General features: G+C 66.8%; 26 protein-coding genes. 8 read left to right on the top strand and 18 right to left on the bottom strand.

Annotated features, from left to right (window positions below):
• Positions 1-123: 123 nt before the first annotated feature.
• Positions 124-573: an azurin gene (gene azu, locus ARC63_RS07520; protein WP_019338772.1), complete on the bottom strand. Its 450-nt coding sequence runs from the start codon at positions 571-573 to the stop codon at positions 124-126.
• A gap of 123 nt (positions 574-696) precedes the next feature.
• Here azu and ARC63_RS07525 point away from each other — a divergent pair, with 123 nt between their 5' ends.
• Entirely contained in the window at positions 697-1,299 is a 603-nt protein-coding gene (locus ARC63_RS07525) for an HAD-IA family hydrolase (RefSeq protein ID WP_019338773.1), read from the top strand.
• Positions 1,300-1,392: 93 nt separating this feature from the next.
• Here ARC63_RS07525 and ARC63_RS07530 read toward each other — a convergent pair whose 3' ends face one another.
• A complete protein-coding gene (locus tag ARC63_RS07530) occupies positions 1,393-2,619 on the bottom strand; it encodes an acetylornithine transaminase (RefSeq protein WP_010484016.1) in 1,227 nt (408 codons plus the stop codon).
• 63 nt (positions 2,620-2,682) lie between these two features.
• Between ARC63_RS07530 and ARC63_RS07535 the strand changes: the two genes are divergently transcribed.
• A complete protein-coding gene (locus tag ARC63_RS07535; RefSeq protein WP_057502928.1) occupies positions 2,683-3,555 on the top strand; it encodes an ion transporter in 873 nt (290 codons plus the stop codon).
• Positions 3,556-3,620: 65 nt separating this feature from the next.
• Here ARC63_RS07535 and ARC63_RS07540 read toward each other — a convergent pair whose 3' ends face one another.
• The 3 genes from ARC63_RS07540 to ARC63_RS07550 all read right to left on the bottom strand — a co-directional run bounded on the left by ARC63_RS07540 (position 3,621) and on the right by ARC63_RS07550 (position 6,508).
• Positions 3,621-4,586 (bottom strand): YiiG family protein, encoded by a 966-nt coding sequence (locus ARC63_RS07540; protein WP_057502948.1) that lies wholly within the window; start codon positions 4,584-4,586, stop codon positions 3,621-3,623.
• A gap of 17 nt (positions 4,587-4,603) precedes the next feature.
• Positions 4,604-5,596 carry a YiiG family protein gene (locus tag ARC63_RS07545; protein ID WP_057502929.1) on the bottom strand — a complete coding sequence of 331 codons (993 nt, stop codon included), beginning with the start codon at positions 5,594-5,596 and terminating at the stop codon, positions 4,604-4,606.
• Between the two features lie 93 nt (positions 5,597-5,689).
• Positions 5,690-6,508: an SDR family oxidoreductase gene (locus tag ARC63_RS07550; RefSeq protein WP_057502930.1), complete on the bottom strand. Its 819-nt coding sequence runs from the start codon at positions 6,506-6,508 to the stop codon at positions 5,690-5,692.
• Positions 6,509-6,616: 108 nt separating this feature from the next.
• Here ARC63_RS07550 and ARC63_RS07555 point away from each other — a divergent pair, with 108 nt between their 5' ends.
• Complete coding sequence (locus ARC63_RS07555; protein ID WP_049481618.1) at positions 6,617-7,300, top strand: hypothetical protein; 684 nt, start codon at positions 6,617-6,619, stop codon at positions 7,298-7,300.
• Between the two features lie 143 nt (positions 7,301-7,443).
• On the opposite strand, the gene ARC63_RS07560 is transcribed toward ARC63_RS07555, so the two are convergent.
• The 4 genes from ARC63_RS07560 to ARC63_RS07575 form a co-directional block, all read right to left on the bottom strand.
• Positions 7,444-7,947 (bottom strand): hypothetical protein, encoded by a 504-nt coding sequence (locus tag ARC63_RS07560; RefSeq protein ID WP_057502931.1) that lies wholly within the window; start codon positions 7,945-7,947, stop codon positions 7,444-7,446.
• The gene (locus ARC63_RS07565) at positions 7,947-8,333 is read right to left on the bottom strand and encodes a hypothetical protein (RefSeq protein ID WP_139042395.1); all 387 of its coding nucleotides are present in this window, start codon (positions 8,331-8,333) and stop codon (positions 7,947-7,949) included. Before ARC63_RS07565 ends, ARC63_RS07560 begins: the two co-directional genes overlap by 1 nt.
• Positions 8,334-8,546: 213 nt before the next feature.
• Positions 8,547-9,053 (bottom strand): DUF2867 domain-containing protein, encoded by a 507-nt coding sequence (locus tag ARC63_RS07570; protein ID WP_057502933.1) that lies wholly within the window; start codon positions 9,051-9,053, stop codon positions 8,547-8,549.
• Positions 9,050-9,712: a serine/threonine-protein kinase gene (locus ARC63_RS07575; protein ID WP_029379903.1), complete on the bottom strand. Its 663-nt coding sequence runs from the start codon at positions 9,710-9,712 to the stop codon at positions 9,050-9,052. Before ARC63_RS07575 ends, ARC63_RS07570 begins: the two co-directional genes overlap by 4 nt.
• A gap of 85 nt (positions 9,713-9,797) precedes the next feature.
• Here ARC63_RS07575 and ARC63_RS07580 point away from each other — a divergent pair, with 85 nt between their 5' ends.
• Positions 9,798-11,792, top strand: a complete 1,995-nt coding sequence (locus ARC63_RS07580) for a bifunctional DedA family/phosphatase PAP2 family protein (protein WP_029379902.1) — start codon at positions 9,798-9,800, stop codon at positions 11,790-11,792.
• Positions 11,793-11,889: 97 nt separating this feature from the next.
• Here ARC63_RS07580 and ARC63_RS07585 read toward each other — a convergent pair whose 3' ends face one another.
• The 3 genes from ARC63_RS07585 to ARC63_RS07595 form a co-directional block, all read right to left on the bottom strand.
• Positions 11,890-12,468 (bottom strand): LON peptidase substrate-binding domain-containing protein, encoded by a 579-nt coding sequence (locus tag ARC63_RS07585; RefSeq protein WP_019338782.1) that lies wholly within the window; start codon positions 12,466-12,468, stop codon positions 11,890-11,892.
• The gene (gene mpl, locus ARC63_RS07590; protein ID WP_057502934.1) at positions 12,465-13,829 is read right to left on the bottom strand and encodes a UDP-N-acetylmuramate:L-alanyl-gamma-D-glutamyl-meso-diaminopimelate ligase; all 1,365 of its coding nucleotides are present in this window, start codon (positions 13,827-13,829) and stop codon (positions 12,465-12,467) included. The genes ARC63_RS07585 and mpl overlap by 4 nt, the downstream gene beginning before the upstream one ends.
• A 328-nt stretch (positions 13,830-14,157) precedes the next feature.
• On the bottom strand, positions 14,158-14,721 hold the full coding sequence (locus ARC63_RS07595; RefSeq protein WP_032128385.1) for an adenylate kinase: 564 nt from the start codon (positions 14,719-14,721) through the stop codon (positions 14,158-14,160).
• Between the two features lie 136 nt (positions 14,722-14,857).
• Here ARC63_RS07595 and ARC63_RS07600 point away from each other — a divergent pair, with 136 nt between their 5' ends.
• Both ARC63_RS07600 and ARC63_RS07605 read left to right on the top strand, forming a co-directional pair.
• Complete coding sequence (locus tag ARC63_RS07600) at positions 14,858-16,114, top strand: 6-phosphofructokinase (protein WP_057502935.1); 1,257 nt, start codon at positions 14,858-14,860, stop codon at positions 16,112-16,114.
• 26 nt (positions 16,115-16,140) lie between these two features.
• On the top strand, positions 16,141-16,533 hold the full coding sequence (locus ARC63_RS07605; RefSeq protein ID WP_057502936.1) for a DUF488 domain-containing protein: 393 nt from the start codon (positions 16,141-16,143) through the stop codon (positions 16,531-16,533).
• Positions 16,534-16,607: 74 nt separating this feature from the next.
• On the opposite strand, the gene ARC63_RS07610 is transcribed toward ARC63_RS07605, so the two are convergent.
• Positions 16,608-17,111, bottom strand: a complete 504-nt coding sequence (locus ARC63_RS07610) for a hypothetical protein (protein WP_057502937.1) — start codon at positions 17,109-17,111, stop codon at positions 16,608-16,610.
• Positions 17,112-17,419: 308 nt separating this feature from the next.
• On the opposite strand from ARC63_RS07610, the gene ARC63_RS07615 reads away from it, so the two are divergent.
• Complete coding sequence (locus tag ARC63_RS07615) at positions 17,420-19,447, top strand: sodium-translocating pyrophosphatase (RefSeq protein ID WP_057502938.1); 2,028 nt, start codon at positions 17,420-17,422, stop codon at positions 19,445-19,447.
• Positions 19,448-19,526: 79 nt separating this feature from the next.
• On the opposite strand, the gene ARC63_RS07620 is transcribed toward ARC63_RS07615, so the two are convergent.
• From ARC63_RS07620 to ARC63_RS07640, 5 genes are read right to left on the bottom strand one after another with little or no spacing between them, the layout of a single operon-like run.
• The gene (locus ARC63_RS07620) at positions 19,527-20,246 is read right to left on the bottom strand and encodes an energy transducer TonB (protein WP_057502939.1); all 720 of its coding nucleotides are present in this window, start codon (positions 20,244-20,246) and stop codon (positions 19,527-19,529) included.
• Positions 20,243-20,668, bottom strand: a complete 426-nt coding sequence (gene exbD / locus ARC63_RS07625; RefSeq protein WP_057502940.1) for a TonB system transport protein ExbD — start codon at positions 20,666-20,668, stop codon at positions 20,243-20,245. Before exbD ends, ARC63_RS07620 begins: the two co-directional genes overlap by 4 nt.
• Before the next feature lie 9 nt (positions 20,669-20,677).
• A complete protein-coding gene (gene exbB / locus ARC63_RS07630; RefSeq protein WP_057502941.1) occupies positions 20,678-21,406 on the bottom strand; it encodes a tonB-system energizer ExbB in 729 nt (242 codons plus the stop codon).
• Positions 21,393-21,860 carry a YbaN family protein gene (locus tag ARC63_RS07635; protein ID WP_057502942.1) on the bottom strand — a complete coding sequence of 156 codons (468 nt, stop codon included), beginning with the start codon at positions 21,858-21,860 and terminating at the stop codon, positions 21,393-21,395. The genes exbB and ARC63_RS07635 overlap by 14 nt, the downstream gene beginning before the upstream one ends.
• A 31-nt stretch (positions 21,861-21,891) precedes the next feature.
• The gene (locus ARC63_RS07640; protein WP_057502943.1) at positions 21,892-22,479 is read right to left on the bottom strand and encodes a biliverdin-producing heme oxygenase; all 588 of its coding nucleotides are present in this window, start codon (positions 22,477-22,479) and stop codon (positions 21,892-21,894) included.
• A gap of 106 nt (positions 22,480-22,585) precedes the next feature.
• Between ARC63_RS07640 and ARC63_RS07645 the strand changes: the two genes are divergently transcribed.
• Complete coding sequence (locus tag ARC63_RS07645) at positions 22,586-22,843, top strand: DUF2789 domain-containing protein (protein WP_057502949.1); 258 nt, start codon at positions 22,586-22,588, stop codon at positions 22,841-22,843.
• The last annotated feature ends 62 nt before the right edge of the window (positions 22,844-22,905 follow it).

Here is a 22,905-nt window from a genome sequence, read left to right on the forward strand (position 1 = left end):
CCAACCTTGGTTGGCACTGCCGCATCTGGTGGGTGCCAACCTTGGTTGGCACTGCCGCATCTGGTGGGTGCCAACCTTGGTTGGCACAGAGCAGTCGAGCATGGCTCGACTCTACAAACGGCATCAACCGAAGACGAACTTGCCCTTCATCATCGCGAAGTGGCCGGGGAACGAGCAGAAGAAGGTGTAGTCACCGCCCTTCTGCAGGCCCTGGGTAGAGAAACGCACACGCGTGGTCTCACCACCGCCGATCACCTTGGTGTGCGCCAGCACGCGCTTGTCGGCCTTCGGCAGGTAGCTGTCGGCCAGGGTCATGCGCATGCCCGCCATCGCCACCGGCTGATAGTCGGCGGTGCGGGTCAGCACCCAGTTGTGGCCCATCGCGGTAGTGGCCAGCTTGCCGGTGTGGCGCAGGGTCAGGTCCACGGCGGTGCAGTCGGCGGCGACCTTGATCTCGCGGCTGCTGAAGCTCATCTGGTCGGTGCTGTCGATGCTCACCGCACACACCCGCGCCATCGCCGACGGCGCCAGCATCAGCGCGCCCACTCCCACTGCCACCCTCCAAGCCTTCATCGTTGCATCTCCTGCGGATTCAAGCGCCATTCTAGGCAGGCCCCTGTGGCCGCGTCTGCGACCGTCTGTCGCATGGCTGCTCCAGGGTTTCCCGAGTGTTCACTGCAATGGCATGCTCGGCCGATGCGTATCGATCTGTTGCTGTTGGATGTGGATGGCGTGCTGGTGCAGTACCAGCGCGCGCAACGCGTGCTGCACCTGGCCCAGGCGCTGCAGGTTCCGGCGCAGGCCGTGCAGGCCGCGCTGTATGACAGCGGACTGGAAGCGGCGCATGACAATGGCACGCTGGATGGCCCGGCCTATCTGGCGCAGCTGGGGGAGCGTCTGGGCACGACTGTCGATGTGGCTGCATGGACCGCGGCGCGGCGGGCCGCCAGCCATCCGCAGGCTGCCGTGCTGCAGCGGCTGCAGGCCCTGCAGCTGCCGATGGCGGTGCTGACCAACAACGGCGCGCTGATGCAGCAGGCCTTGCCCACCCTGCTGCCGGAACTGTTCCCGGCCCTGCGGGAACGCGTGTTCTGCAGCGCCGGTTTCGGCCTGCGCAAACCCGCACCGGAAGTCTTCCTGCGCACGCTTGAGGTACTCGGCGTGGCGCCTTCGCACACGCTGTTCATTGATGACCTGTTCGCCAATGTGCGCGGCGCACGCGCTGCCGGCCTGCACGCGGAAACCGTGCGCGATGGCCGGGGATTGGGCAAGGTGTTGAAGCGCTATCGGATCGCGTGACGCGCTGTAGAGCCGAGCCCATGCTCGGCTCCTGTTGCCTGACATCGCGATGAGCCGAGCGTAGGCTCGGCTCTACAGATGCCTCTGCAGGCTTCAGCGCGCGGCGATGAACGCAGCAATCGCTGCGCGCAGGCGCTTGAGGCCTTCGGCCACTTCTTCGTCGGTGATGTTCAGCGACGGCACGAAGCGCAGCACGTCCGGGCCGGCCTGCAGGGTCAGCAGGCCCTGCTCGGCGGCGTGGTCGAGGATCGCACCGGCCTGGCCGGCAAAGTCCTTGCTCAGCACCGCGCCCAGCATCAGGCCACGGCCACGCACGTCGCTGAACACGCCGAATTCTTCGTTGATTCGCGCAAAGCCATCGCGCAGCGCCTTCGACTGGCGGCTGACATTGGCGGCGATCTCCGCCGAGGCCAGCTTGCGCAGCGCAACGCGTGCGACCGCAGCGGCCAGAGGGTTGCCACCGAAGGTGGTGCCGTGCGCACCGAACTGCATGGTTTCGGCCACCTTCGGGCCGGCCAGCATCGCACCGATCGGGAAGCCGCCACCCAGCGCCTTGGCCAGGGTGACCATGTCCGGCACCACGTCGTCCTGCCAGTGCGCGAACAGCGTGCCGGTGCGGCCCATGCCGGCCTGGATCTCATCCAGCACCAGCAGCGCGTTGTGCTGGTCGCACAGCTCGCGCACGCGCTTGAGGAAACCGGACTTGGCCGGCATCACGCCGCCCTCGCCCTGGATCGGCTCCAGCATCACCGCTGCCACGTCACCGGCGGCCATCGCAGTTTCCAGCTGCACCTCATCGTTGAAATCGATGTAGCGGAAGCCACCGGGCAGCGGCTCGTAGCCTTCCTGGTACTTCGGCTGGGCAGTCGCGGTCACTGCGCCCATGGTGCGACCGTGGAAGCTGCCGCGGAAGGTGATGATCACCCGCTTGTCGGCCGGGCGGCCCTGGCTGGAGGCCCACTTGCGGACCATCTTGATCGCCACTTCATTGGCTTCGGCGCCGGAATTGCACAGGAACACGCGCTCGGCGAAGCGGCTGGCCTTCACCAGCTCCTCGGCCAGGTGCAGCGGCGGCGCGCTGTAGAACACGTTGCTGGTATGCCAAAGCTTGCCGGCCTGTTCGACCAGCGCGGCCACCAGGTCCGGGTCGTTGTGGCCCAGGCCGCACACGGCGATGCCGGCGGCCAGGTCGATGAACTCACGGCCCTGGCTGTCCCACACGCGGGCGCCCTGGCCTCGCTCCAGTACCACCTGGCGGGGCTTGTAGACCGGCAGGTAATAGTGCGAAAGGGAGATCAGCGGATCGGTAGCGGCGGTCATGGCAGTCGGCAGGATTCAGGAATCCCCATTCTCGCGCCGGAACCCCTGCGGCACAATGCGCCCATGCGACCGTTTTCCGCCCCCCAGCTGAACCCCGCCACCGAGACCGGCTGGCGCCGCCGGTGGTTCGACATCATCTACCGCCACGACACCCGCCCTTCGCGCAATTTCGACCTGATCCTGGTGGTGGCGATCGTCGCCAGCATCCTGGTGGTGATGATCGACAGCGTGCAGCACCTGCACGCCGAATGGTCCACCGGCCTGTACATCCTGGAATGGGGCTTCACGATCATCTTCACCGCCGAGTACCTGCTGCGGCTGGCGGTGGTCAAGCGCCCGCTGCGGTATGCGGTGAGCATCTGGGGCATCATCGACCTGCTGTCGATCCTGCCCGCCTACCTGTCGATGTTCATCCCCGGCGCGCAGAGCCTGCTGGTGGTGCGCGCACTGCGCATCCTGCGCGTGTTCCGCATCCTCAAGCTGACCCGCTACATCGAAGAAAGCGGCGTGTTGATGACGTCGCTGTGGCGCAGCCGGCGCAAGGTGCTGGTGTTCCTGTTCACGGTGATCACCATCACCATCATCGCCGGTGCGCTGATGTACGTGATCGAGGGCCCCGAACACGGCTTCACCAATATCCCGGCCAGCATGTACTGGGCGGTGGTGACCATGGCCACGGTCGGCTTCGGTGACATCGTGCCGCAGACCGTGCTCGGCCGCTTCGTCACCTCGGTGCTGATCCTGATCGGCTACAGCATCATCGCCGTGCCCACCGGCATCTACACCGCCGAACTGGCCAGCACCATGCGCGAGGCCGAACAGGCCGCGCGCCGCGATGCGCGTGGCTGCCCGGACTGCGGGCTGGAAGGCCATGAGCCGGATGCACTGCACTGCCGCAAGTGCGGTGGCAAGCTGCCGGCTGCGTTCAACCATTGAGGCACATGCCGGCCAGCGGCCGGCACTACCCCTTGGCGGTTACGCATGGATGCGTGCGCCGTTGCTCATCGCATGCGGTTGCTGGTGGTCACCAGATCGTTGTATGCGGCGAGGATCGTTGACTGCGCCCCTTCCGGGTCGGTGGTGAGCCAACTGCCCGACGCCTTCCGCTCTGCCGCCAGCGCTTCGGCGGTGATCGGCTTGTGCTGCTCCAGACGCTCGACGCCGCGTCCCGCGGTACGCACCAGCTTGTCCGCCGAACGCTGCACGTGGCCCCACATCGGGTCGTCCTTGCCGACACCGCCATTCTGGATTTCCGTCACCAGAGCCTGATAGTCAGCCAGCTGCGCGCGCAACGCTGCAACGTCCGGTGCGTCGTGCTGGAACGCGGTGGCCAGTTGCTTGCCATCGCCCAGCAGGCGAAGGTGGTAGTAGGCCAGCGAACGCCCTTCGCTTTCCTCGATCTGCTTCAGCTGCGCGGCACGGCGATCGTTCTCGTTCTTTTCCAGCGCCACATCCATCGCTTCGCTGGCCTTGAAGAAATCGGCGTAGGCCTGCATCAACGGGGCATGCTGGCTGCGCATCCCTTCACCGCCATCACGGCGATAGTCCTCGCGGGTGAAGTAGCCATCGGCACGCTCGACCAGGGTGTTCAATGCCTGGAATGCCTGCTGATAGTCACGCGCGGGGCCATCCATCGGCAGTGCCGGGGTCTTCGCCAGCGCGTCGGTCAGTGGCTGGCCGCAGTACTCGACGCGGTGCGACAGCACCTTTCCGGGCGAACGCGGCTGCGCTTCCTTGCCGGTCGGGCCGGCTTCGGGGTCCTTCATCCAGCTGGTGTAGGCCTGGAAGCCCTCGTGGATGGGCTGTTCAACGCCGTTGTAGCACTCGATGTAGGCGTTCACCTTCTCCAGGCCGGGGTCGGCCACCGGCAGCCCTGCCGATCTGTTGCAGCCGCTCAGGCCCGCCACAGCGCCGATCAGCAGCAGCGGCGCGATACGCAGACAGGACGTCGTCACGGTCTCTCGCATGAGTACTGGCGCGCCGGTCACTGGCGGTTGCTCTGGAAAACGAGCGAGTTGTATTCCTGCATCAGCTTGCTGGCCGAACCGCGCGGCGCCATCGACGGCGAATCAAGCATGCGTCGTTCGAAATCGGTGTAAGGCTTTTTCTCGCTGACGCGCTGCAGCCGCTCCTTGCCTTCGCGCCGGAAATTCTCGGCCCCACGTTCGAAGCCTTCCCAGTCCGACTTGCCCGGCTCCTGGTCGGCAACCTTGGCGTGCGCTTCATCGGAAATGCGGTTGAAGGCATCCAGGCGTTCGCGGGCCTTGGCCTGATCGAAATCATCCTGGCTCATCAGATCCATGATGGCCTTGGCCTCCAGCATCATCGCCAGGCGGTAGTACTCGCGCGTGCGACCCTCAGCCTGCTCCAGCGCCTTGAGCTGCTCGCGCTGGGCGGCGTCGTTCTGGCGCTCCAGCTCGGCATTGAACGTTTCGCTGGCAGCCACGAAATCCTTGAAGGCGGCCATCAAGGGCGCGTGCAGCTGCTTGCCCTTGGCAAACTGGTCGTCTTCGTAGTCCTGGCGATCGTAGTAGTCGTGCGCGTCCTTGCTGACCGGCACCAGCGCCTTCAGCGCCTGCTGGTAATGGCCTGCAGCAGCATCGAGTTCGGCCAGCGCCGGCTTGGCAGCGATCGCCCCGGTCACCGGAGCGTCGCACTGCTTCATGTCGTAATCGCTGATCTCGAACGGTCCGTACACGTGCGTCTCGCGCCCGGTCGGGCCAGCGTCGACGTCCTTGATCCAGCGCGTGTAGGACTGGATGCTGCCGTGGGTCTTCGAATCCAGCGCGTTGAAGCAGCCGATGTAGGCGTTGAGCTTGGCGGTCAACTGCTGCTGTGTGTCGGACGGCGCCGTGCTGGCGTCCGGCGTGCCGGAGGCAGCGGCGCCGCCCGCAGCTGCGGGGGCCTTGCCACCGCAGGCGGTCAGGATCAACGACAACGAAGCGGCCAGCGCCGCGACGGAAAGAGTGCGTGACATGTGTTCACATCCCTGTTGAAAACGATTACAGCCACGCATTCTAGCGCAGCAGGCCGAGGGTCGCAGCCCTCGGCCTCTTCCGGCGACGCGCGATCAATCCAGGAACAGATCCGGCAACAACGGACGCGACGGATCCACTGCATAGCCCGAAAGATCGGTAATACCGGCCTGCGCCAGCACTTCATCGTCGATCAGGAACCGGCCGTGGAAACCGGCCGCTTCGCGCACCAGTACCGCGTGTGCGGCATCGGCCATGATCTGTGGCGTGCGGCAGCCAGCCGCATCCACGCCCGGAATCATGTTGATCGCATCGGTGGCGATGACGGTGCGCGGCCACAACGCATTCACCGCCACGCCCTGCGGGCCGAATTCCGCGGCCAGGCCCAGGGTGACGAAGCTCATGCCCATCTTCGCCAGCGTGTAGCCGGTATGCGCGCCCCACCACTTCGGCTCCAGGCTCGGCGGCGGTGCCAGGGTCAGGATGTGCGGGTTCGGCGCCTGCAGCAGGTACGGCAGGCAGGCCTGCGCACACAGGAAACTGCCGCGCGAATTGACCTGCTGCATCAGGTCGAAACACTTCATCGGCGTATCCAGCGTGCCGCGCAACCAGATCGCGCTGGCGTTGTTGATCAGGATGTCGATGCCACCGAAGGTGTCGACCGTGGCCGCCACCGCCGCCTGCACCTGCTCTTCCTCGCGGATGTCGCACTTCAGCGCCAGGCCCTGCCCGCCTGCAGCCGTCACCGCTTCGGCGGCGGTGTGGATGGTGCCCGGCAGCTTCGGATTCGGCACCGACGACTTGGCCGCAATGGCCACATTGGCGCCGTCGCGCGCAGCGCGCAGTGCGATGGCCAGGCCGATGCCACGCGAGGCACCGGTGATGAAAAGCGTTTTGCCCTGCAGACTGCCCACGTTCCACACTCCAGCGTATGCAATGAGCCGCTAGTATGCCGCGCCGACGCGGAGTTCACCCGCCCTTGACGATACTCGGGCCTCCAGACAACGCACGAGGTCCACGCCATGCGCCGTTCCCGCCTGTTGCTGCCTGCCCTGGGGCTTGCCCTGCTGACCGCCTGCCAGGGCCGTTCGCCGGAACCCGGAAAGGAGCCGCCCGCCGGTGACGCGCCCAGTGCGGAGAAGGCCGCCGCCGACGGCAAGATGCGCTGGAGCGAGGCGGTGGTCTGGGATGGCGACCTCAACGCCTGCCGCCAGGGCGAGAACGCGGCCACCCGGGATTGCCTTCGCGACGCGATGCGCGCCGGTGGCGCCAGTGCCGAGGCCATCACCGCCGCCGAGCAGTTGTCCACCGGCGGTGAGTTGGCCTATGTGACCGCCTGGCACGAGAACGAAGGACTGGGCATTGCCACGGTCGAGTATCCGTTCCGCGCCAACACCAATGAAGGTACCCGCCTGGTCGATGCCAGCGGCAAGCGCATCGATGTGGATGCCGTGCAGTTGGACGACACCCTGCGTGCCGACCCCACTGTGCAGGAACTGCTGAAGGCCAACCCGCAAGCCACGCCGTTCGCACCGGCGCAGTCGGCCGGCGCCTCGCCATTGGATAACGGCGGCATCCGGCTGCTGTACCGCACACCGCTGCGCGACTGCCACGCCTGCCCGGACGTGGGACAGTTGCAGATCGCCTATGACTTCGACGCCAAGCGCAACTTCATCGGCCAGCAGGTGGTGCCGGCGACGCCGTAAGGCGTTGAGCGTCGCGATGCTGTGGTAGCGCCGGGCCTTGCCCGGCGACATCGACTGAGCGGACCATGGATATTGGCTTTCCCCTGACCAAAAGCCGAACGACGACCAGAGCGGCAGCGCCTCGCATTTCGCGACGGAGAGAATCAAAGGGATCGTCGATAGAATGATTCAGTCGCCAACCGGCTTCCAATTACCGATCTAACATAGGTAGCCCGCGCTTTGCCGGACTGTGAGTACTCGGCAAAAATCGCCATTGCTTCGGACCTCATCTCGGCACCACCGGTGGCCGTAAATATGAAGAATGAGGGCTCAAGATAACCAACAGTCTCCCGCATAAATCGCCTGCACTCATCAAGCGGAAAATCTATGGCGTAATCCGCCCAATCGATGTAGCGCCTCCAGAAAGCAGAAACCCCCCATTTCCCGTGCTTCTCATCAACGAAGAGCTTCAACTCAGAGAGCATATTGGCGCATGCATCTACAGTTTCGTCATCCAAATCCAGGGAAGCGACGCGACCGGGATCAACCGCCTGCCAACAAAAAACCATAAAGTCTGCAATAAAGCCCTCTTCACAGCCTTCGAAGAAATTGCTCTTGTACCAAGCAATAGTTTTGGTCACATCAGCCAATTCATCAGAATCAATCATCACCCCACCTTTCCGGCGGGATTAACGTCTGCGTTGACTATCCCACCGTTCCGCACATGAACCCAAACCTGCGCCCCTCCTCTCATCGTCTGGGTGTACGTACTGACGCCGGCAGTGTTGGCGTTGAATTTTCCAGCCCCCACCAGATCCATCTCGACGCTGAAGCGACGCCGCATCTGCACAGGCAGTGCGTTGTTGCCGGGAAGGCTGACATCGGTCACGGCAAATTCGGTCTTGCCGTTGTAGAGGCTGACCCTCTCACCAAAGAGATCGTCCTTCAGCGCGGTCAGATTCTGTGCGGACTCGATGAGCTTGCGATACTCCTGATACGGCTGGACCGCCGAGACCGTTCCCGCACCCACACACAGCGTCAGTACCGCAATCACGCGGTACTGCCAAGTAGAAAATCGACTCACAGCATTCCCCTCGCGTCCGCATGCGAGCCCGCGCCAAGGCGGCGCGACGACGCTTCCATGCGACTCTCTTGCTCTCGATTCTAAGTGAGTGCCACGGGCAGATGAAAGGTATTTTCAGCGCCAATTATCTGGCGCCTACGTGCAATCATCGAACTGCGAACAGCATCCACGCATGGCGTGGATCTACCGGTACGCCTGCACCTGCTTCTTCAGCAGATGCGGCACGATCAACCGATGCACCGGCGCAACCGGCAGCATGTACACGCGCCCGAACGCGTTGTGCGTATGCACCACGGTCGCCACTTCCAGCACGTCGCCCTGCCACTGCAGGGCCAGCTGCACACGCAAGTGGCGGTCGTTGTCCTCCAGCACGATGGCATCGTCATCCATCGACTGCAGGGTGAAGATGCCCAGCCGCTGGCCGGGTTGAGGATCTTCGACAACCTGCACCGCCCGCAACGAGCCCAGATGCTTCATGCCGAGCAGGCGCATGCCGTGGTTGCGCAGCGCCATCAGCCCATCGAACCAGCCGGGAATGGTCGCCGCCATGTCGCGGTAGGCCTGCAGTGCGGTACGCCCGTCGCGCCGGGTGGTGGCCTGACAGGCGTGCACGAAGTCGGCACCAGGCAACTGCGCACGCAACACATTGCCCGCGCTCGGCGGGCCGGTCACTACCCGCGAAGCCTTCACGGCTTGGGCCCCTGCCCTTCGTTGTCTTCCCAATGCAGGATACGGCGGGTGACGAAGCGGTAGACCGGCTTGCCGGTAGCAAACCACAGTTCACGCACCCACGAGGTGCGCTTGAGCACGCGCTTCTCCACCGGGGTGAGCGATTCACGGCAATACATGCGCTTGTGCTTGAGCAGGTGGCGCAGGTCCTCGCGCGCCAGCAGCCGCATCCAGCGCGAGCGAGGGTTGCCGATCACCGCCAGCTGGAAGTCGATCAGCGCCGGCCGTCCATCTTCAGTGACCAGCCAGTTGGCCTCCTTGGCCAGATCGTTGTGGGCCACGCCGTTGCGATGCAGCTGCTGCAGCAGCCGGCGCGCGGCGCGGAACCAGGCCAGGTCGCCGCGCGGTGGGCGCTGGTACATGGCGTCGCCGGCCATGAAGCTGCGATCCAGGTGATGGCCATTCCAGGCCAGCAGCTGCGGCACATCGGCCATGCCGTGAATGTGCTGCAGCGCGCGGGCCTCGCGGCGGGCCAGCCACCATGCAGGCAGCCGCAACCACAGAGGCGTGGCGCCCAGATCACGGCGCACGAAGGGGCCATCGGGCCCTTTCACAAGGAGGATCCGGCCGAAGCTGTCGGCCTTCAAAGCATGCGGTTGAGCGTCTGGCGTATGCGGCATGGGCCCATTCTAGGCGATGGCACTGGTTGCAAACGGTCACGAAGCGGCTGGGAACCAGTCACCTTCACGCCCCTATAATCGGGCAATGGACTCTTCATGGATCGACGCCACCCTCGCGTGGATTGCCGCTCATCCCGTGTTGGCGGGTGCGGTCATTTTTCTGATCGCCTTCTGCGATGCGGTCATCATTCTCGGCGCGATCGTGCCGGCGCTTCCGTTGCTGTTCGCGGTGGGCGTGTTCATCGGCCTGGGCCAGATCTCCGGGCCGTACGCGGTGGCGGCGGCAGCCCTGGGCGCGTTCGCCGGTGACGGCATCAGTTACTGGATCGGCCGCCGCTGGGGCGACCGGCTGCGTGGCGTGTGGCCGTTCAGCCGCTACCCGCAGCTGCTCGACCGCGGCGAGAACCTGTTCCGCCGCAACGCCTTCAAAAGCATCCTGATCGCACGCTACGTCGGCGCGATCCGCCCATTCGTGCCGGCCATCGCCGGCATGATGAAGATGCCGGCCAGCCGCTACGTGCAGGCCAGCGGCATCGCCAGCATCTCCTGGGCCGTACTGTTCCTGGCCCCGGGCTGGATCCTCGGTGAGGCGTATGACGCGGTGGCCGCCGTGGCCGGGCGACTGGTAGTGGTGGTCGGCCTGCTGGCGGTGATCCTCGGCCTGGTCTGGGCCATCGTGCTGTACGGCTACCGCTGGTCGGCCGCGCGCATGGACAACTGGCTGGCACGCCTGCTGGACTGGTCCAACCGCCACCCGACGCTGGGCCGCTATACCGTCGGCGTGCTTGATCCCAAGCGCCGTGAATCGGTGCCGCTGGCGATGCTGGCGTTGATGCTGCTGGTACTGGGCTGGGGCTGGTTCGCATTGTTGACCGTGGTGGTCGCGCACGGCGAGCCGCTGGCGATCGACCTGCTGGTGCACCAGGCCATGCTGGCGCTGCGCAATCCGCTGGCCGATTACCCGATGGCCGCGCTGGCATCGCTGGGCGCCTGGCAGGTACTGCTGCCGGCCACCGCTGCAGCGATGGGCTACCTGATCTGGCGCCGGCGCTGGATGGCGGCCGCACATTGGCTGGCCGCCCTCGCCTTCGGCCTGGCGCTGACCATGCTGCTGGGTGCCACCGTGGATGTGGTGCGCCCGGTCGACGCCAGCAGCGGCTTCGGCTTCCCTTCGGTGTCGGTGACCATGGCCACCATCACCTTCGGCTTCTTCGCAGTGCTGATCGCGCGTGAGATGCCCGGCCGCACCCGCGTCTGGCCGTACCTGGTGTCGGGCATCGTGGTCAGCCTGATCGGCTTCTCGCGCCTGTACCTGGGTGCGCATTGGCTGAGCGACGTGATCGGCGGCATGCTGTTCGGCACGTTCTGGCTGCTGGTGCTGGGCATCGCCTACCGCCGCCGCTTCAACCGCTCGTTCTGGGTGAAACCGGTGGCCTGGCTGTTCTATGGCGTCTTCGCCGTGGCGGCGATGTGGTACGCGCCGCGCCACATCCCGGTGAAGCTGGAACGCTTCGAGCCAACCCTGCCGGCACCGCAGGCGATGGACATGCAGGCCTGGTGGCAGCACGACTGGGTGCAGCTGCCGGCGCGTCGCAACGAGTTCGACGACGACCAGCGCTGGCCGCTGGACGTGCAGGTGGCCGGCCCGCTGGCCCCGCTGCAGGCGCAGCTGGAAGCACGCGGCTGGAAGCGGCAGGAACAGGCGGGCTGGCAACAGGCGCTGCTGATGCTGGACAAGAACACCGGCGCCGACGAACTACCGGTGCTGCCGGCCACGCTGGACACCCGCGTGGAAGCACTGCTGATGGTGCGCCAAGGCGCGCAGCCGGATGAGCGCTATGTGCTGCGCCTGTGGCCGGCGCCCGCGCAGTTGCAGCCGGGCAGCACGCCGCTGTGGCTGGGCAGCGCGCAGACCCTGCGCTACGAGCGCCACTTCGAATGGATCGGCATGTGGCACCCGCTGCGTGGCGTCGACCCGGCATTGAATGCCGTGAAGGACGCCGTGCAGGACCTGCCGCAGCGCGAGGATGTGCACAGCGAAACCGGGTTGCCGGTGCTGCGGTTGAAGACCACACCGTGATGGAGCCGCCGGGCATGGCCCGGCGCTACCGGAACACGGACGGGTAGCGCCGGGCCATGCCCGGCGGAGGTAGATCCACGCCATGCGTGGATGGCTTCTACGGCATCCAGCCCAGCAACTGCTGCAGTCGCTGGTGCGGGTCGTCCATCTGCAGCAGCTGCAACCGCTGCTGCTCGCTCAGCGGCAACAGCTCGGCCAGCCGCCAGCCGACCCAGCTGGCCTGGTCCAGCAACGCCGGGTTGGCCGGTGCATAGGCTTCACCCGCCTGTTCGATGATGTGCCCCAGCACCGTGGCCAGCAGCGCATGCTGCGGCCGCAGTTCGTCGTCGGGGTCTTCCTCGCACCAGCGCACATCGGCCACCACCAGCCCGTTGTCGCGCACGCGGGTGCGCTCGACATGGAAACGGCGGGTACCGCGCAGACGCAACTGCAGCACGCCGTCGGCGCCGACATCGAAGTCTTCGATGCGTACCTGCACGCCATACGCGGCCGGCGTTGCCGGGGCTCCCACTTCCTGGCCGTCGAGGATCAGGCAGACACCAAAGCCCTCACCACTGCGGCCGCTGTCGCGCACCAGATCCAGGTAGCGCCGTTCGAACACGCGCAGGCCCACCGCCGCACCTGGCACCAGCGTGGTGTGCAGCGGAAACAGCGGCAGCGAACCGTCGACGCTCATCGGGCCTGCAGCGCGGCAAGGAAGCGGCGCGGTGCGCCGTCGAAGCCACCGTTGGACATGAACACCACGTGGTCACCCCTGCGCGCGCTGGCCTGCAATTGCGCCAGCAGCGCGTCGGTATCGGGCACCGCGTGCGCTTCGCCACGCACTGCGGCGATCACCGCAGCAGCATCCCAGGCCAGTTCCGGGCGATGCAGGAACACCACTTCATCGGCCAGCGCCAGCGAGGGTGCCAGCGCCTGCGCGTGTGCGCCCAGCCGCATCGAATTGCTGCGCGGCTCCATCGCGACCACGATGCGCGCATCGCCCACCTTGGCGCGCAGCCCTTCCAGCGTGGTGGCGATTGCGGTCGGGTGGTGGGCGAAATCGTCGTAGACGGTGATGCCCTCGTGGCTGCCGATCACTTCCATGCGCCGCTTGACGCTGCGGAAGCGCGCCAGCGCCGGGATCACCTCGGCCGGCGCAACACCCACCGCATGTGCGGCTGCCAGCGCCGCCAGGCCGTTGAGGACGTTGTGGCGGCCCAGCAACGACCACTGCACATCACCCAGTGCCTGCCCGCGGTGGTGCACGCGGAACGCGCTGCCATCGGCAGCCAGCAGTTCCGCATGCCACTCCAGCGATGGATCGAAGCCGAAGCGCTCGACCGGGGTCCAGCAGCCCATCGCCAGCACTTCGGCCAGATGCTGATCCTCGCCATTGACGATCAGTCGGCCACGCGCCGGCACCGTGCGCACCAGGTGGTGGAACTGGCGCTGGATCGCGGCCACGTCCGGGAAGATGTCGGCGTGATCGTATTCAAGGTTGTTGAGGATGGCCACCAGCGGCCGGTAGTGCACGAACTTGCTGCGCTTGTCGAAGAAGGCGGTGTCGTACTCGTCGGCCTCGACCACGAACTCGCGGCCCTGGCCCAGGCGGGCGGAGACGCCGAAATCCTCGGCGACGCCGCCGATCAGGAAACCGGGAGAACGACCGGCGCTTTCCAGCAGCCAGGTGAGGATGGTGGTAGTGGTGGTCTTGCCATGGGTACCGGCCACGGCCAGCGTGTCGCGGCCCGGCAGCACCTGTTCGGACAGCCACTGGGCACCGGAAATGTAGCGCTGGCCGGCGTCGAGCACGGCCTCAACGGCGGCATTGCCGCGCGAGAGTGCGTTGCCGATCACCACCTCGTCGGTGCCCTGTGGCACGCTGTCGGCGCGGTAGCCCTGGTCCAGGGTGATACCCAGCTGCTCGAGCTGGGTCGACATCGGCGGATAGATGGCCTGGTCGCTGCCACTGACCGTATGGCCCAGTTCCCGCGCCAGGGCGGCCACGCCGCCCATGAAGGTGCCGGCGATTGCAAGGATATGTACGCTGCTCATGACCGAGGATTGTGACCGATGACGGCTGTATAGGGCCAATGTCCGATCCGGGGTAAGACAAGTCCTACACAGGATGTGAGAAAACTCCAATCTTCTGTCAGGGAAATCCCGATAGCGATGTTCTGTGAACCCGGACACAATTCGAACTGCCAGCCGCAGTACCCGAACCGGTCCTACTCCCCAAGAGGCCATCCCCAAGGGAGCTCATGCTGCGGGGCCCTGAGCAAGCCCTCTGCTGGCGCCTATCAAACGACACAGGCCTGGTCCTCGCGGACCAGGCCTGTGTTTTTTGCGCCCGAAGGGCCGGCAGTGCACCGGCCCTGCAGGATCAACCCTTGATCGCCGCCAGGATGCGGGCTTCGATCTCGTCCAGCTCGCCGACGCCATCGACGCGGGCCAGGGTGCCACGGCCGGCGTAGAAGTCCACCACGGGGGCAGTCTGGTCGTTGTAGACCTGCAGGCGCTGGCGCACCGCTTCCGGCGTGTCATCGGCGCGGCCCTGCTCCTTGGCGCGACCGGCGATGCGCTCGACCAGCAGCTCGGTGGCCACGTCCAGCTGCACCACGGCATCCAGCGGCTGGCCGATCTTGGCCAGCAGGCCGTCCATCGCATTGGCCTGGGCCACATTGCGCGGGTAACCATCGAGGATGAAGCCCTTGGCGACATCGGCCTGGGTCAGGCGCGACTCCAGCATGCCCAGCAGGATGTCGTCCGACACCAGATTGCCGGCATCCATCACCGTCTTGGCCTGCTTGCCCAGCTCCGTGCCGGCGGCGATTTCCGCGCGCAGCATGTCACCGGTCGAAATGTGGGCGATCCCCAGCTTTTCCTTCAGGCGCGTCGCCTGTGTCCCCTTGCCCGAACCGGGCGGTCCCAACAGAACCAATCGCATTGACCTGACTCCAACGTGTTGAAAACAAAGAAGGTTCGCGTCCCGGACGGGCCGGTATCGCTGCACCGCAATAGCGCCACTTTACCGCATCCGGGTAATGTCCCTGCAATGTCCCCTCCCCCGAGCAGGTAGAAGCATGCGCAACGGTACTCTCCTCTACGCCCAGTCCGGCGGCGTCACCGCGGTCATCAATGCCACGGCGGCAGCGGTGATCGAGCAGGCCCGGGCCAAGGGCATCAAGGTCCTTGCCGCCCGCAACGGCATCCTCGGCGCGCTGCGCGAGGAGCTGATCGACACCAGCAAGGAGAGCGCCGCCGCGATCCGCGCCCTGGCCCATACCCCGGGTGGCGCCTTCGGCTCGTGCCGGGTGAAGCTGAAATCGCTGGACGCCGACCGCGCCCGCTACGACCGCCTGCTGGAGGTGCTGCGCGCGCACGACGTGCGCTGGTTCCTCTACAACGGCGGCAACGACTCGGCCGATACCGCACTGAAGGTCTCGCAGCTGGCCAAGGCCTCCGGCTACGACCTGACCTGCATCGGCGTGCCCAAGACCATCGACAACGACCTGGCAGTGACCGACACCTGCCCCGGCTTCGGCTCGGCGGCCAAGTACACCGCCGTCTCGGTGCGCGAAGCGGCGCTGGACGTGGCGGCGATGGCCGAGACCTCCACCCGCGTTTTCATCTACGAGGCCATGGGCCGCCACGCGGGCTGGCTGGCTGCGGCCGCGGGCCTTGCCGGCAACGGCGATGACGAAGCGCCGCACATCATCCTGCTGCCCGAACGCGCCTATGACGAGACGGCGTTCCTGGCCAAGGTCAAGGCCGTGGTCGACCGCGTCGGCTACTGCGTGGTGGTGGCGTCGGAAGGCATCGCCACCGCCGATGGCCGCTTCGTCGCCGATGCCGGTGGCGGCAAGGACTCGTTCGGGCACTCGCAGCTGGGCGGCGTGGCCGCGCACCTGGCTGGCCGGGTCAAGGACCAGCTGGGCCTGAAGGTCCATTGGGCGCTGCCCGATTACCTGCAGCGCTCGGCCCGCCACCTGGCCAGCAGGACCGACTGGGAGCAGGCGCAGGCGGTCGGCAAGGCCGCGGTGCAGCTGGCGCTGAAGGGCCAGAACGGGGTGATGCCGGTGATCGTGCGCAGCAGCGACGCACCGTACCGCTGGAAGATCGAAGCGGCGCCGCTGTCGAAGATCGCCAACCATGAAAAGAAGATGCCCGCCGGCTTCATCCGCCGCGACGGCTTCGGTATCACCGCCAAGGCGCGCGCCTACCTGTCGCCGCTGATCAAGGGCGAAGCCCCGCTGCCCTACGGCGCCGACGGCCTGCCGAAGTACGTCACGCTGAAGAACGTGGCGGTGAAGCAGAAGCTGCCGCCGTTCGAGGGCTGACCCGAAAAAGGGGGCGGAGGAACACCATGGCACTGCGTGTTGTTCGATTGGGTACACCGCGTGCGCCCGGCGAGGGCCTGCGCATCGGCACCGTCAGGCGCCCACCGCGCGGCGTGCCGCGCAGCGAGTTCGCCCGGCAGGACTGGTACGACGTCTGGTTTCCGCCCCTGTCACCGAGCGCGGAGCTGGTGAAGCGGGCGCATGAAGCGAAGACCGCCGCCGACTGGACTGCCTTCTTCCGCGATTACAAGGCGGAGATGAAGGCGCCGGATGCGGCCCACGCGCTGGACCTGCTGGCCGCGATGTCACGGCACAGCGACATCAGCGTAGGGTGCTACTGCGAGGACGAAGCGCATTGCCATCGCAAGGCATTGCGCGAGTTGCTGGTAGCGCGGGGGGCGAAGCCGGCCGGAGAATGATGGCGCGCCGCAGTAGATCCACGCCATGCGTGGATGCGGCATCGGTGCCGACCAACGGTCGGCACCCATCTGTATCAATTACAGGCCTTGCCTTCCATCTGCAGCTGCGCGGCGAACATGGTCACCTGCGGAATCTGGCCGGCCGCGGCCTGCTTCTTGGCCTCTTCCAGATAGATGCGCGACTGGCCTTGACCGTCCAGCTCGACCTTGTTGCTCGACGGCAGTCGCCACACGCGCACCACCGCCTGCTGTGCCGGGCATGCTGCGCTGGGCACGCGGATCACATCATTGAGCTTCCAGCCCTTGTCGGCACTTGGCTGTGCCTTGGTGTAGTCGACGAAGCGCGCGCGCGGCTGGCACTGCTCGCTGGTCCGCACCGGCGCAAAGCGATACGGCTCGGCCGCCTGGCCGGTGAAGGCACCTTCCAGGCGCGCGCAGGCCTCGGGGATCTGCCGCAGGGTGTGCACTGCGCCCACTGCCTGGGGAGCGCCCACGGCGCGCTGCAGCTCCGGGGTTTCCGCGGCAAGTGCCGGTACGGCCGGGACCAGGGCGGCAAGCATCAACAGGGACAGGCGCATGGGGAATCTCCTACGGGACTGTGCGCAGGCTTGCAGAGGCTGGCTTAACGGGGTGCAAAGGCCTGCGGTTCTCGAATCACGCCCATGGACTGGCGGCATGCGCCGCAGCTCGCAGCAGCCAGTCGAGCACGGCTCGACTCTACAGTGCGCCGAACGCATACTGCGGGTACCAGGGAATGCTGAACACCGCCATACGTCGGACGACCACCAAGGTCGGTACGGGTTGGTTCCAGGCTGCAGCCCGTCGTCCCCCTCGTGGTGCCGTTCATCGCCACTGGATGCCTACATCCATTCTGCGGAGGGATCTAATGCTGGAACGTCACGGGCTTTCATTGGCGCTGGGCTGCGCCATTCTCGCGATCCTGTTCGGAATCGTCTCGGCGCGCTGGATCCTGCGCCAACCCACCGGCAATGAACGCATGATCGCGATCGCCACCGCGATCCAGGAAGGCGCGCGTGCCTACCTCAACCGCCAGTACCTGACCATCGGCGTGGCCGGCGTGGTGCTGTTCGTGCTGGTCGGTGTGTTCCTCAGCTGGTACACCGCGATCGGCTTCGCGGTCGGCGCGGTGCTGTCCGGCGCGGCCGGCTACATCGGCATGAACGTGTCGGTACGCGCCAACGTGCGCACCGCCGAGGCCGCACGCCATGGCATCAGTGCGGCGATGGACGTCGCCTTCCGCGGCGGTGCGATCACCGGCATGCTGGTGGTCGGCCTGGGCCTGCTGGGTGTGGCCGGCTATTACGCACTGCTGCTGCGGATGGGCCTGCCGATGGAACAGGCGCTGCACGCGCTGGTCGGTCTGGCGTTCGGTTCGTCGCTGATCTCGATCTTCGCGCGTCTGGGCGGTGGCATCTTCACCAAGGGCGCCGACGTCGGCGCCGATCTGGTCGGCAAGGTGGAAGCCGGCATTCCCGAGGATGACCCGCGCAACCCGGCGGTGATCGCCGACAACGTCGGCGACAACGTCGGCGACTGTGCCGGCATGGCCGCCGATCTGTTCGAGACCTATGCGGTCACCGTGATCGCCACCATGCTACTGGGCAGCCTGATGCTGGCCGAGGCAGGCGCCAATGCCGTGCTGTATCCGCTGGTGCTGGGCGGTGTGTCGATCATCGCCTCGATCATCGGTGCGCTGTTCGTCAAGGTGAAGCCTGGCGGCTCGATCATGGGCGCGTTGTACAAGGGCGTGATCGTCTCCGGCGTGCTGGCCGCCATCGCGTTCTACCCGATCACCACCGGGCTGATGGCCGACAACGTGCATGGTCCCATCGCGCTGTATGGATGCGCGCTGATCGGCCTGGTCCTGACCGGCCTGATCGTGTGGATCACCGAGTACTACACCAGCACCCAGTACAAGCCGGTGCAGCACGTGGCGCAGGCGTCGACCACCGGCCACGGCACCAACATCATCGCCGGCCTCGGCATCTCGATGAAGTCCACCGCGCTGCCGGTGGTGGCGGTGTGTGCAGCGATCTGGGGCGCGTTCGCGCTGGGCGGCCTGTACGGCATCGCCATCGCCGCCACCGCGATGCTGTCGATGGCCGGCATGATCGTCGCCCTCGATGCCTACGGGCCGATCACCGACAACGCTGGCGGCATCGCCGAGATGGCCGAGCTGCCCTCGGAGATCCGCGACATCACCGATCCACTGGATGCGGTGGGCAACACCACCAAGGCGGTGACCAAGGGCTATGCGATCGGCTCGGCGGCGCTGGCCGCACTGGTGCTGTTCGCCGACTACACGCACAACCTGCAGGCCGCGCATCCCGGCCAGGAGTTCCGCTTCGATCTCAGCGACCACACGGTGATCATCGGCCTGCTGATCGGTGGCCTGATCCCCTACCTGTTCGGTGCGATGGCGATGGAAGCGGTCGGCCGTGCGGCAGGTGCGGTGGTGGAGGAGGTACGCCGCCAGTTCCGCGAGATCCCCGGCATCATGCAGGGCACCGGCAAGCCGCAGTACGACAAAGCGGTGGACATGCTGACCCGCTCGGCGATCCGCGAAATGATCGTGCCCTCGCTGCTGCCGGTGGCGGTGCCGGTGGTGATCGGCCTGCTGCTCGGGCCGCGCGCACTGGGCGGCCTGTTGATCGGCACGATCGTGACCGGCCTGTTCGTGGCCATCTCGATGACCACCGGCGGCGGCGCCTGGGACAATGCCAAGAAGTACATCGAGGACGGCCACTTCGGTGGCAAGGGCAGCGAAGCGCACAAGGCCGCGGTGACCGGTGATACCGTCGGTGACCCGTACAAGGACACCGCCGGCCCGGCAATCAACCCGCTGATCAAGATCATCAACATCGTCGCGCTGCTGCTGGTACCGCTGTTGTAGATCCACGCCATGCGTGGATGGCGGCGCCGAATGGGGTCAGCGCCCTTTCCTGCGGAAAGGGATCCGACCCCATCGTCAATCACCGCCCGCGCAGGAAGAAGGACACCGGCACCATCACGTCCACCGGGTCGCCGGCTACCTCGGCCGGCGGCGCCGGTACCGGGCTGGCACGTCGCACGGTGTCCAGCGTCTCCTGGTCGAGCAACGCGAAGCCACTGCTGCGGCCCAGTGTCAGCCCCGAGACCGCGCCATCCCGGGCCACGGCAAAACGCACGTAGACCACGCCCTGCTGGCGCAGCCGCTCGGCCTGGCGCGGATAGCGCCGATGCTTCTGCAGATGCCCGAGCAGGCGCCCCTCCCAGGTGGCCTCGGCGCGACTGCGCTCGCCGGCGGTGGTCTGCGGTGCGGTGTAGCGTGCGGCCGCGTCGGCCGCCACCTGCGGCGGTGCGCTGGTCTGCGCGACATTGGCCTCGGCGGTGTCCGGCGAGGGCGTCGGCTCCGGCGTACGCGGCGGTGGCAGGTCACCCTGCGGCTGCACCGGTGCCTTGGGTTGCTCACGCAGGGCCGGTTTCGGCGCCTGTCGCTGCTGTTGCTGTTGCAGCGGCCCAGTGGCAACCTCGCGCGGCGGCACCGGAGGCGCCTGTGCCATCGGCGCCAGCTCCAGCATCAATGCAGCGGGCGGCGCTGCGGCGGCCACCGCCGGTGCGCGCGCCGCCCACCAGCAGGCCACGCTGACCAGCAACGCATGCACCAGCAGTACGATCGCCAGGCTGGTCGCCCAGCGCCGCAGTCCGCTCATCGCGCGCCCTGCTCCAGTCCAACCAGTGCCACCTTCAGGTAGCCCGCCGCACGCAGCGCATCCAGCGTTGCCATCAGTTCACCGTAAGGCACGCGGGTATCGGCACGCAGGAACAGGCGTTGCGAGGTGTCACCGTGGGTGGCTACCTGCAGCGCAGCGGCCAGCCCGTCGCGTGCTACCGCCTGCTCGCCGACACGCAGCGACAGATCGGCCTGCACGGTCACGTACACCGGCGCCTGTTCCGGCGGCGTGGCACTGGCACTGCTGGCCGGCAGCTGAACCGGTACCGACACGGTGGCCAGCGGTGCCGCCACCATGAAGATGATCAACAGCACCAGCATCACATCGATGAAGGGCGTGACGTTGATCTCGTGCGATTCTTCCGGCGTGTCGTCGCGGTCGGACCCGGTCCTGATGGCCATCGCCGCCTCTCAGTGCACCGCACGCAGCGACGCCGCTGCAGCGCGTGGAAGGGCGCGGTCGAGATCGCGCGAGACCAGCTGCTGCACGGCCGCCGACAGATCGCCGAGCAGGCCACGCAGACCGGCCAGCACGCGACTGAAGTGGTTGTAGACCAGTACCGCCGGGATCGCGGCGACCAGGCCGAGCGCGGTGGCCAGCAGCGCCTCGGCGATGCCGGGTGCGACCACCGCCAAGTGGGTGGTGTTGCTGTGGGCGATACCGATGAAGCTGTTCATGATGCCCCACACCGTGCCGAACAGGCCGACAAACGGCGCCACCGCGCCAATGCTGGCGAGCACGCCGATGCCGCGCCGCTGCACGCGTGCGGCTTCCAGTTCGATGCGGTCCAGGCGCGAGGCAATGCGTTCCTTGATGCCGTCGCGCCCTTCCAGATCCTGCGACAGGCGCAGTTCGGTGCGGGCCGCATCCAACATCGCCAGCGCAGTGCCCTGCTGCACACTGGCATCGGCGCTCTCGCCGGGCAGGCTCGGCGCCTGCAGCAACAGCGCGCGCGCCGCCCGCAGCTGCCGGGCCTGGCGGGCCAGCTCCCAGCCCTTGGCCAGCAGCACCGTCCAGGTGGCCAGCGACGCCAATGCCAGCGCGATCATCACGGCTTTCACCACCACGTCGGCGGCCAGGTACATGCCCCACGGGGTCAATGCGGGGGCGGCCACGGGAGCCAGGTCAGCAGGCAGCATCGTCTCGGTTTCCATCAGCATCAGGGGTCGCTGCGCGACGACGGGCCGCGCGCGGATCATGGGCGTCGTCCACTTCCACGACCGGATGGGGCTCCAGCCGCGGTGCGGGTCGACTGAGCACGTAGCCGGCGCTGACCGCGAAGAACAGGCCCACGCCCAGCAGCAGGCGCCAGGACGGCTGCGCGCCCCAGCAGAACATCGCGAAGCCGACCGCCATGCCGGCGCTGGCAAAGGCCTTGCCCTTGCGCGACACCGCGCCCTGCTCGCGCCACAGCCGCAGCGATGGGCCATAGCGCGGATGTGCCAGCAGGCGCTGCTCGAATTTCGGCGAGCTGCGTGCGAAGCAACCCACGGCCAGGATCAGGAAGATGGTGGTCGGCATCACCGGCAGCAACGCGCCGATCACCCCGAGGCCGACCATCAACCAGCCCAGCGCGAACCAGAGCCAGCGCATCAGCGTTGCGCCTGCGGGCGCGCGCCGTGCATCAGGCGAATTCCACTTCGACGTGGCCGTGCACGCTGCGGAACGCGGCATCGGCTGCGTCGATCACCTGCTGCTCCTGCTCGGCACTCAGCGGCACCGCGTCCAGCGCGGCGGTGAACTCACGCCAGTGGCGCGCCGCACCATCCGGGTGCGCGGCCAGGTGGCGGGCGCCGAAGTCACGGTCCAGCCCGAGCTTGGCGGCCATCTTGTAGAGAATGGTGCCGCCGAGGTTGGAACCTTCGGCTACGTACAGCCAGCCAAGGGCGGCCGGCAGCGCCAGGTCCGAGGGCAGCGCGTCGATGTCCGCGCCTGGCAGGGTCTGCTCCAGGTCCTGCAGGTCGCGCGCGATCTGGGTCAGGCGGCGGCGCTCACCGAGATCGGGCAGCAGTGCGTCCAGCGCAGGGTTGGCATACAGCGCATCGATGCTGCGGTGGAACCGATACTGCACGCGCAGGAAACGGGCGAAATTGCTGCGGTCGGCGAAGATGTCGCCGGCCATGATGCGCTTGTCCAGGGCACCGTGGCTGTCGCGGGTGGCGGCCTTGAGCCGCAGGCTGCGGCTGTCTTCGGGAGCGATGTGTGCGTTCATGGGGGATGCCAAGGGGGTCGTCGTGCTGTAGACGTTCGCCGCGGGGCTTTCCCCAAGGCCGTGTGCGCCGATAATGGACCATCCCTTCTTCCAGCAGGAACCGATGATGATCACCACCGAACCGCGCATGACCAACCTGTTCCTGCAGCTGGGCCTGGACGCCAGCGCCGAGGCCATCGCCCGTTTCATCCGCGAGCACCAGCTGGCCACCGACGTTGAAGTGGTCGAGGCACCCTACTGGAACGATGCCCAGCGCCAGTTCCTGTCCGAATCGCTGCAGGCCGATGCGGCATGGAGCACGGTGGTGGATGAGCTGAACGAGTCGCTGCACGAAGATGCAGTGAAGGCTGCGACCGGGCTGTAAACAGGCGCCGGGCATGGCCCGGCGCTGGCGATCACACGGCGGAAGCGGTGCGGGCCAAAGTC

Source organism: Stenotrophomonas geniculata ATCC 19374 = JCM 13324 (assembly GCF_001431625.1).
GTDB lineage: Bacteria > Pseudomonadota > Gammaproteobacteria > Xanthomonadales > Xanthomonadaceae > Stenotrophomonas > Stenotrophomonas geniculata.